The organism is Sphingopyxis sp. (assembly GCF_036402335.1).
In the GTDB taxonomy this organism is placed as follows: domain Bacteria; phylum Pseudomonadota; class Alphaproteobacteria; order Sphingomonadales; family Sphingomonadaceae; genus Sphingopyxis.
This window is the reverse complement of record NZ_DASWTD010000207.1, coordinates 1-9,179: the sequence shown is the minus strand read 5'-3', so window position 1 is coordinate 9,179 and position 9,179 is coordinate 1. Positions and strand designations below refer to the sequence as shown.

General features: G+C 65.5%; 7 protein-coding genes and 1 pseudogene. 6 read left to right on the top strand and 2 right to left on the bottom strand.

Translation table 11 applies throughout. The features are described from left to right. Window positions 1–1,226, top strand: a 1,226-nt coding sequence (locus VGD20_RS06575; protein ID WP_331133687.1) for a sulfatase-like hydrolase/transferase, incomplete at its 5' end; no start/stop codon positions are given. A gap of 17 nt (window positions 1,227–1,243) precedes the next feature. On the opposite strand, the gene VGD20_RS06570 is transcribed toward VGD20_RS06575, so the two are convergent. Beyond that, window positions 1,244–2,383, bottom strand: a complete 1,140-nt coding sequence (locus tag VGD20_RS06570; RefSeq protein WP_331133686.1) for an MFS transporter — start codon at window positions 2,381–2,383, stop codon at window positions 1,244–1,246. After that, on the bottom strand, window positions 2,380–3,042 hold the full coding sequence (locus tag VGD20_RS06565) for a TetR/AcrR family transcriptional regulator (RefSeq protein ID WP_331133685.1): 663 nt from the start codon (window positions 3,040–3,042) through the stop codon (window positions 2,380–2,382). Before VGD20_RS06565 ends, VGD20_RS06570 begins: the two co-directional genes overlap by 4 nt. A 154-nt stretch (window positions 3,043–3,196) precedes the next feature. Between VGD20_RS06565 and VGD20_RS06560 the strand changes: the two genes are divergently transcribed. The 5 genes and pseudogenes from VGD20_RS06560 to VGD20_RS06540 all read left to right on the top strand — a co-directional run. Continuing rightward, complete coding sequence (locus VGD20_RS06560) at window positions 3,197–5,431, top strand: TonB-dependent receptor (RefSeq protein ID WP_331133684.1); 2,235 nt, start codon at window positions 3,197–3,199, stop codon at window positions 5,429–5,431. A gap of 19 nt (window positions 5,432–5,450) precedes the next feature. After that, window positions 5,451–6,725 carry an aminotransferase class III-fold pyridoxal phosphate-dependent enzyme gene (locus tag VGD20_RS06555; RefSeq protein ID WP_331133683.1) on the top strand — a complete coding sequence of 425 codons (1,275 nt, stop codon included), beginning with the start codon at window positions 5,451–5,453 and terminating at the stop codon, window positions 6,723–6,725. A 2-nt stretch (window positions 6,726–6,727) separates the two neighbouring features. Next, window positions 6,728–7,672: a sugar kinase gene (locus VGD20_RS06550; RefSeq protein ID WP_331133682.1), complete on the top strand. Its 945-nt coding sequence runs from the start codon at window positions 6,728–6,730 to the stop codon at window positions 7,670–7,672. Beyond that, window positions 7,669–8,319 (top strand): class II aldolase/adducin family protein, encoded by a 651-nt coding sequence (locus VGD20_RS06545; protein ID WP_331133681.1) that lies wholly within the window; start codon window positions 7,669–7,671, stop codon window positions 8,317–8,319. Before VGD20_RS06550 ends, VGD20_RS06545 begins: the two co-directional genes overlap by 4 nt. 162 nt (window positions 8,320–8,481) lie before the next feature. Next, window positions 8,482–9,179, top strand: a pseudogene (locus VGD20_RS06540) (hypothetical protein); the annotation flags it as partial.

Here is a 9,179-nt window from a genome sequence, read left to right as displayed (position 1 = left end):
ACGGGTTCGACGGCGAGGCGGTCGGCCTGACATGGGACGGGTACCGGCACGATCAATATATCGCCGCCGACGCCTCGCGCAGCATTCTCGATTTCAAGTCACGCGACAAGGCGGGGGGCAAGCCGTGGTTCATGGTCGTCGGCCTCCTCAACCCGCATGACATCATGTTCTATGACGCGACCGGCAAGCAGACCGAAACGCGCGCGCACCCTTATCTTCTGGGGCCGCTGCGCCGCGAGCCGGGCGATCCGCTCTATGCCGAGGACAATGGCTTCGAACTTCCGGCAAGCTTCCATCGCGACGATCTGAGCGGCAAGCCGGAGGCGCATCGGGGGATCGCCGCATCGAACGTCCGTACCTACGGGACGATGGATATTGGCGACGAGGCATCGTGGCAGCGCTTTCGCAACTATTACTACAACTGCATTCGCGACGTCGACCGCCGGATCGGCCAGCTTCTCTGGGCACTCGAGACGAGCGGTCAGCTCGAGAACACGATCATCGTCTATACCTCCGACCATGGCGAGCGCGCCGGAGCGCACGGGATGCGGCAGAAGGGGGGCACAATCTATCGCGAGGAAACGAACGTGCCGATGATCATCGTCCATCCCGATGCGCCGGGCGGCCGCCGCTCGCGCCGGTTGATGAGCGCGGTCGATATCGCGCCGACGCTGCTCGCACTCGGCGGCAAGGATATGGCTTGGCGAAAGGAGCATTATCCCGACCTGCCGGGCATCGACGCGACGCCGCTGCTCGCCGATCCCGACGCGCGGACCGAGCGCGACATCCGGGGGCATCTGTTCAACTATGCGGTCGCCTATGGCTGGGCGCCGAAGGCAGGTCAGCCTGCGACCGCGCCGTTCACCGAACGCTTCGACCTGTCGCGTCGCCGCCTTCACCGCGGCGTCCACGACGGCCGGTGGAAGTTCGCGCGCTATTTCGCGCCGGCCCATCATCAGCAACCGCAGGACTGGGCCGATCTCTCCGCGAACAATGATCTCGAGCTTTACGACACGCAGGCGGATCCCGACGAGATCGTCAATCTTGCGTCGCGGCCGGAGCAGCGGGGCAATCTGGTGCGGCTCAACGCCATGGTAAACGCCCTCGTCGCGCGCGAGGTAGGGAAGGACGACGGAAGCGAGTATCCGGGGCCGACAGAGATGTACAATCGGCCATTGCCCGGGTCCGCCGGTGTTGACGGGCGCCCGGGACGGGAAGATCCCTAACCGGCCAATGCCGTTTTTCAGCGAGGGGTTACGAGCCTGCCGGTGAATGTCGCGGCCGCCAGTACCACGAATATCGCGCCACCGAAGACCATCGCGGCATCGACCGAAAAGCTGCCGACGGCAACGCCCGCGAGCGAAGGCAATAATGCAGCGCCGCCGAGCTGGAACGCCGTGAGATAAAGGACCGCGCGGCGGCCCGGATCGATTTCGATCAGCCATCCGGCGAAGAAGGGCAGGGTGAAGAGCCAGACAAAGCCGAATGCGATGCTCACGGCGAGGATTGCGGTCGCGTTACCGCGGCCCGCGAAGAAGAGCGCGACCAGCAGGGCGCCCGCGACGGCGCAAGCGGAAATGGTCTGCCGGTTCGGTAACCGCTCGCCGAAGCGTGCGGCGGTCAGCGCGCCGACAACCTGCGCAACGAGGCAAAGCGATATGGCGGTGCCTTCAAAGGTCGGAGGATATCCATAGCGGATGAGCCAGAGGCCGAAATAGCTCCAGACCGAGACGATGGCGCCGAGGAACAGGCCGGCTCCCAGAAGAGCGGTCAGGCTTGCCCGCGTGACTGCGCCGCGTTCTGCGTCGGGCGCCGCGGGCTGCAGATATTGCGGGAGCGATAGCGCCGCTGCGGCGGCGATCGCGGCGGCGGCGGCGAGCGCGCCGAGCGCGGTGTCGGTACGCGAGCTCGCGATCGTAACGAGCGGAAGCGCCGCCGCGACGACGGCCTGCAGCAGCGTCTGCACCGCAAGAAAGATGGCGCTGGCGCGTTCGACGCGTGCCACGCGGGAAATGGCGACCAGCGCGGAAGCGACCAACACGCCCTCGCCAAGGCCCGCCACCATGCGCAACAGCGAAAGCATCATCATGCCTGACTGGCCAGTCATCGCCACATTGGCGGCTGCGACGATAAGTCCGGCAAGGCCGATGACGACGCGGGCACCCATTTTGCGTAACAGGCCAATGCCGGCAAGCGAACCGAGCACCATGGAAAGCATCTCGATCGTCACCAGATTGCCGACCTGCGCTTCGGCGATGCGGCCTTCCTGGACCAGCGCGCCGAGAAGGACCGGCTGGACGCCCAGGACAAGCAGGGCGCACGAGCCGATCAGGATCGACGTCGCGAGCGTCCGGCCGCTGACCGGCGCCAGCGGGGCGGTCAAGACGGCGCCTTTTCGTCGGCGCGCAGCGGCAGATATTCGGGGAGGAAAGTGCGCGAATAGGCGATGCGCGCGCGGCGTGCCTGTTCCTCCATTTCGTCGGTGATCAGGCCGTGCCGGTGGATCGACAGCGACCATATCGCATCGTTGATCACGATCACCTCGACGAGCCGGTCGGGGAGGTCGGGAATCTCGGGCATGATGAACTTCCGCGTCATCACTTCGATACTGCGGCCCGCCATCACGAAATTGCTGTCGAGATCCTGTGCGCGGATGTCCGACGACCAGGCCGGGCCGCCGAGCAGCACCTGACGCGCCGCGGGGTGCGCGTTGAACCACGCCTGGCCGGCGCGATACTGCAGGGTTTGCAGTTCCTGCCAGCTTTCGATGTCTTCGGGCACCTCGGTGAGCACGCCTTCCTCGAACCGCTTCAGATATCGCTCGGCGAGCGCGCTGAACACGAGGTGCGGTTCGGGGAAGAAATGATAGATCGAAGGCGGCGATATCCCGACCTCGGCGGCGATCGCGTGGATGCTGATCGCCGATGGCGGCAGCGTGTCGAGCAGGCGTTCGGCGCCGTCGAGGATCGCTTCGAATCTTGCCCGGCTGCGCTTTTGCGCGGGGCGGCGGATTTCCGCTCGGGTCAGTTCACTCGTCGTCATGCACGCTCCCTGTATCCCATGCATCTTCGAAGCGACTGCATAAATCAACCTTTTATCTGATTAGAAGAAGGAGATTGTGAAAAATTCTTGACTCTTGCGTAGCTGCTTGCTCTCTAAACCGGATAAATATCCGAAAATAATGAAGGGGAGTGCGATGAAACGCGGTTTTGCAGTGATTTCCGTCTCGTTGTTGGCGCTGACTCCGGCGATTGCAGCCGCGCAGGAAATCGCCCCACCATCCTCTTCCGCTGCGGATCAGCCCGAGGGCATTGGCGAAATCGTCGTGACGGCGCAGCGGCGCGAACAGAATATCCAGGACGTGCCGATCAGCATCGCGGCGATCAGTGGCGAAGCGCTCACGGAGGTCGGCATCCGCGATCCGCGCGATCTGGCCATCCTCGTTCCCGGCCTCTCCTCGCAGGCGGGCACCTCGGCCACGACGACGTCGCTGTTCCTGCGCGGCGTCGGCATCGGCGATTTCAACTCGAACACCACCGGCGCGGTTGGCGTCTATGTCGACGACGTGTTCCTCGGCGCGAACGCCGGCAAGCTGTTCAACGTGTTCGACAGCGACGGCATCGAGGTACTGAAAGGGCCACAGGGCACGCTCTACGGCCGCAACACCACCGCCGGCGCGATCCGCTTTTCGTCGCGCAAACCGACCGACGAATTCAGCGCCAACGCCGCCGTCTCCTACGGCCGCTTCAACGAGGTGCAGGTCGAAGGCGGCGTCGGCGGGCCGATCATCGGCGATGTGCTGAAGGCGCGGGTAGCGGGCACCTATCTGCGCCGCGACGGCTGGCTCCTCAACCGCGTGACAGGCAACAAGCTCAACGATCTCGACATGTGGGCGGGCCGCGCGATCGTCGATTTCACGCCGAACGAGGATATATTGATCCGCGCAATCGTGCACGGCGGGCAGAATCGCGGCGGCGCGCGCCAGTTCCAGCATCGCGGGCAGGGTGTCGATTTTGCGGGCAATCCCAATTTCGCCGACGGCGTGCCGCTCGACGGCCTCGGCTATGCCGATACCGACGGCGACCTGAACGCCGGCGATTATGACATCGAAGGACAGGAGCGCGTCAATGTGTTCGGCGGCTCGCTGACCGCGAGCATCGACATGGGCGGGGTCTCGCTGACCTCGATCAGCGCCTATGAACAGGTGCGCCGCCACACGCTCGAGGATACCGACGCGAGCCCCAACAATGTCCTGACCGCGACCTACATCGACCGGCCGCAGCAGTCCAGCCAGGAACTGCGCCTCCAGTCGAAGGACGGCGGCGCGGTGAACTGGATCGTCGGCGGCTATTATTTCCACGACAAGCTCGTCACGGAAAGCGCGTTCGACATCCTCCGCGTCTTCCGCGACCCCGACGATCTGCTGGGTACGCTCGACCCGGTCAATTCGATCGGCAATTTCGCCTATCCCTATACGCAGAAGACCGAGAGCTGGGCCGCCTTTGCGCAGGCCGACGTCAAGCTGAGCGACCGGCTGACGCTGACCGGCGGCCTGCGCTATTCGGTCGACAGCATCGATTTCAATTTTCACAGCTTTTTCGACGATGTGATCACCGTGCCGGTGCTCGATTTCACGGGGTCGAAGACCTTCAAGGACCTGTCCTGGCGCGCGGCGCTGTCGTTCCAGGCGACCGACGACCTGCTCTTTTACGCCTCGTCGTCGAAGGGGTATAACAGCGGCGGCTTCGCCGGCGGCTCGTCGAGCGACCCGGCGCAATTGCAGCCGTTCCAGTCGGAAAAGCTCTACGCCTATGAGGCGGGTTTCAAGAGCGACCTGCTTGGCCGCGCGCTGCGCTTTAACGCCGCGGCTTTCTATTACGACTATCGCGACCTGCAGGTCTTCGTCTTCGACACGTCGGGCGTGCTGCCCGTGCAGCGCAAGCTCAACGCGGGCAATGCCGAGCTTTACGGTCTGGAAATCGAGCTGCAGGCGCAGCCGTCGCGCAATTTCAACGCTTTCGTCAACGCCAGCCTGCTGCATGCGCGCTACAAGGATTTCACCGCGCTCGCGGCCGATGATTATGCGGGCAACAAGCTGGTCAACGCGCCCGAGGTGGCGATCTCGGCGGGCTTCGCGCTGACCCAGCCGCTGCCCGGCGACAGCGCGCTCAGGTTGCGCGTCGATGGCAGCCTCCAGTCGGAAACCTTCCTGACGCCCGACAATGCGCAGGCCAGCCGCGTGAAGCCTTATGGCACCGCGAATGCCCGGCTGTCGTGGCTGTCGCGCGACGAGAAGCTCGAACTGGCGCTGTGGGCCAAGAATATCACCGGCACCCGCTATGTGACCTATGTGTCGCCGGTCGTGACGATGGACCAGCTCAACTACAACGACCCCGCGACCTACGGCGTCCAGGCGGTCCTGAAATTCTGACAAGCAAAGCGAGATCGATATGAACAGAGTGCAGGATGCGGCGCTGCGCGCGCGCGCGCTGAAAGTCATTCCGAACGGGATGTACGGGCATGAATCGGTGCGGATGCTGCCCGACAGCTTCCCGCAATTCTTCAGCAAGGCCGAGGGCGCGTATATCTGGGACGCCGACGGCAACCGCTATCTCGACTATATGTGCGCCTATGGCCCGAGCCTGCTCGGCTATCGCGACGAACGCGTCGAGGCGGCCGCGCGCGCGCAGGCGGCAGTGGGCGACACGCTCACCGGCCCGTCGCCCCTCATGGTCGAACTCGCCGAAACGCTGGTCGCGATGGTCGATCACGCCGACTGGGCGATGTTCTGCAAGAACGGCACCGACGCGACGACGATGGCGATGAGCAGCGCGCGCGCAGAGACCGGCAAGCGGATCGTGCTGGTGGCGAAGGGTGCCTATCACGGCGCCGCACCGTGGTGCACGCCGGTTCCCGCCGGCACGGTGGCGGAAGATCGCGCGCATGTCCGCACCTATGCCTATAACGATGTCGCCAGCCTCGAGGCGGCGGTGGCGGATGCGGGCGACGATCTCGCCGCGATCTTCGCATCGCCGTTCCGCCACGATGCTTTCGTCGATCAGGAGGCGCCCGAGCCCGGCTATGCCCGGCGAGCTCGCGAGCTTTGCGACGACAAGGGCGCGATGCTGATCGTCGACGAGGTCCGCGCGGGATTTCGCCTCGCGCGCGGGAGCAGCTGGAGCGAACTCGGCGTCCAGCCCGACCTCAGCGCCTGGGGAAAATGCTTCGCCAACGGTCATCCGATTTCGGCGTTGCTCGGGTCGGACAGCTGCCGCGAAGGCGCTGGTTCGATCTATGCGACGGGCTCGTTCTGGCTGTCGGCAACGCCGATGGCCGCGGCGATCGAGACGCTGAAGATCATCCGCGAGAGCGACTATCTCGAACATATGGTCCGCCTGGGCGAAAGGCTGCGCACGGGCCTCGACGCGGCGGCAGCGAAGCATGGCTTCACGCTGCGCCAGACCGGTCCGGTACAGATGCCGCAGATCATGTTCGAAGGTGATCCCGATTTCCGCGTCGGATACGGCTGGGCCGAAGAGATGCTCGCACGCGGTGTCTATATGCACCCGTGGCATAATATGTTCCTGTGTGCGGCGATGACCGACGCCGACATCGACGTCACGCTTGTGGCGGCCGACGAGGCTTTCGCGGCGCTTGCCGCGCGATGCAGCGAACTTGTCCCCCATCCGATCCTCGTCGCGCTCGCGGCGGCGATGGCCGGCTGACCATGCAATTCGACCTGCTCGCCGTCGGCCTGACGACGATCGACATTGCGGTGCACCCCGTCGCGTCGCTTCCCGAGGGCGAGACGGGACAGATCGTCGAAAAGATCGTCCTGTCGCCGGCGGGAACCGCGGGCGGGACGGCGCTCGTAGCGCAGAAGCTCGGGCTTCGCACCGCAATCGCTTCGGCGGTCGGCGACGATCCGCAGGGGCAGTTGATCCGGTCGATGTTCGATGCCGCCGGGGTCGATACCAGCTTGCTCGGCGTCGACCCCGCCTGGCCGACGTCGACCACGGTCCTGCCGATCCGCCCCAACGGCGACCGCCCGAACTGGCACATGATGGGGGCGAGCGTCTTCGCGCCCGTCACCGATGCGGTCTTTGCCGCGCTCGCCCACACCGCCGCCGTCCACTGGGGCGGTGTGGGCTTTCCGGGCACGGCGGGCAAGGGCGCCGATCTGCTGCGCGAGGCGCAGGCGCGCGGCCTGTTCACATCGTGCGACCTGATTGCGCCTTCGGATGCGGCGCAGGCCGATCTCGACGCGTTGCTGCCGCACGTCGACCTGTTCATGCCCAGCCTCGCCGAGGTTCATGCGCTTGCCGGAACCGGCGATCCGGTCGAAGGCGCGCGCCGTTTCATCGCGCGCGGTGCGGGCGGCTGCCTGATCAAGATGGGCGGCGAGGGGGCGTTGCTTGTGGTGGCGGACCGGCAAGTCCATGCGCCCGCGCACCGGATCGATCCCGTCGATACGACCAGTTGCGGCGACGGCCTGTGCGCCGGATATATCGCCGGCCGCGCGCGGGGCCTGGCCCCCGCCGAGGCGCTGCGCTTCGGTGTCGCGACTGCGGCGCAGGTCGCGCTCGGGGTCGGCACGCTGGGCCGGCTCGAAAGCTATGATACGACCATGGCGTTCATGCGCGATACGCCGGCAAGGGAAGAGAGCCGATGACCGAAGACGAAGCCCGTCAGCAGCTTGTCGATGCGATGCGGGCGCTCGATGCGCGCGGGCTCAATCGCGGGACTTCGGGTAATCTGTCGGTGCGTTTCGCATCGGGCATGTTCGTCACGCCGTCGGGGGTGACGCCCGACCGGCTGACCGCCGACCTCATGGTCTTTGTCGATGGCGACGGGCGCGTTGCCGGAGGATCGGCGCGTCCGTCGAGCGAATGGCGGATGCATATGGGCCTGTACCGGCGCCGGGCCGATGCGAACGCAATCGTACACTGCCACGCGCGCCATGCCACGATCCTCGCCTGCGCGCACCGCGAAATCCCGCCGCTCCATTACATGGTCGCGGTCAGCGGCGGTGCGAGCGTTCCCGTCGCGCCTTACGCCACTTTCGGCAGCGAGGAATTGGCCGAGGGCGTGGTGCGGACGCTCGATGGCCGCCTTGCGTGCCTGATGGCCAATCACGGCCTGATCGCGCTGGGGCCGGGGCTTGAGATGGCGATGGCGATCGCCGAGGAGATCGAAGAGCAGGCGGCGGTCTATTGCGGCACGCTTGCGATTGGCGGCCCGAAGTTGCTCGAACGGGCGGAAATGGACCGGATTCTCGGGGCTTTCCGGCAATATGGCCAGCGCCCCAATCGCGACTGAGGCCGGGATTTCACGATACCCCTGAAGTGCCGCGTGCCATGGCGGCTTGCGGCCCAATGTTGCCGGCAAGATCATGAAGCGAGGCTGCCAGCCGCGGCGAGTGGAGGATTCCGTCGGCTCAATCATCGTGCAGGACAGCGGATGATGAATATGGGGGCTGGAATGGGTTTTCTGAAAAACGGCAAGCGACTATTGGCCTGGGGCCTGGCGGTAACCGCGCTTGCGAGCGGCGTTCCGGCGGCAGCGCAAGTCAGCTTTTCGGTTACGCTGCCGCAGTCCGCTGTCAGCGAGCCCGTCACGGGGCGGCTGATCGTGATCACGACGCGCCGTCCGGCCGACGGGACGCCCGCCAAAGCCGAGCCGCGCCAGATGATCGGCATGAACGGCCCGCCGGCATTCGGCATGGATGTGGAAAATCTTCGCCCCGGTGCGACAGTGACGCTCGATGCGACGTCGGACGGCTTTCCTTTCGGCCTCGATCGGCTGCCCGCCGGCGACTACAGCGTTCAGGCGGTGCTCGTCCCGTACAAGAAGGCGAAGCGCGCCGACGGACACACGATCTGGGTGCCGATGAACGACCAGCGCGTCATCGCACCGATGTTTCCGGGCAATCCGTACAGCAAGCCCGCCGACGTCCGACTCGATCCGGCCGCGAAGGCGCCCGTCGCGCTGACGCTGACCGAGAAGATCGGCCCGATCGCGCGTGAGCCCGACACGCCGTGGATCAAGCGCGTGCGTATCAAGAGCAAGATCCTGTCCGATTTCTGGGGCATGCCGATGTACATCGGTGCCGAAGTGCTGCTGCCGAAGGATTTCGACAAGCATCCGGCCGCGCGCTATCCGGCGATCTATACCGATGG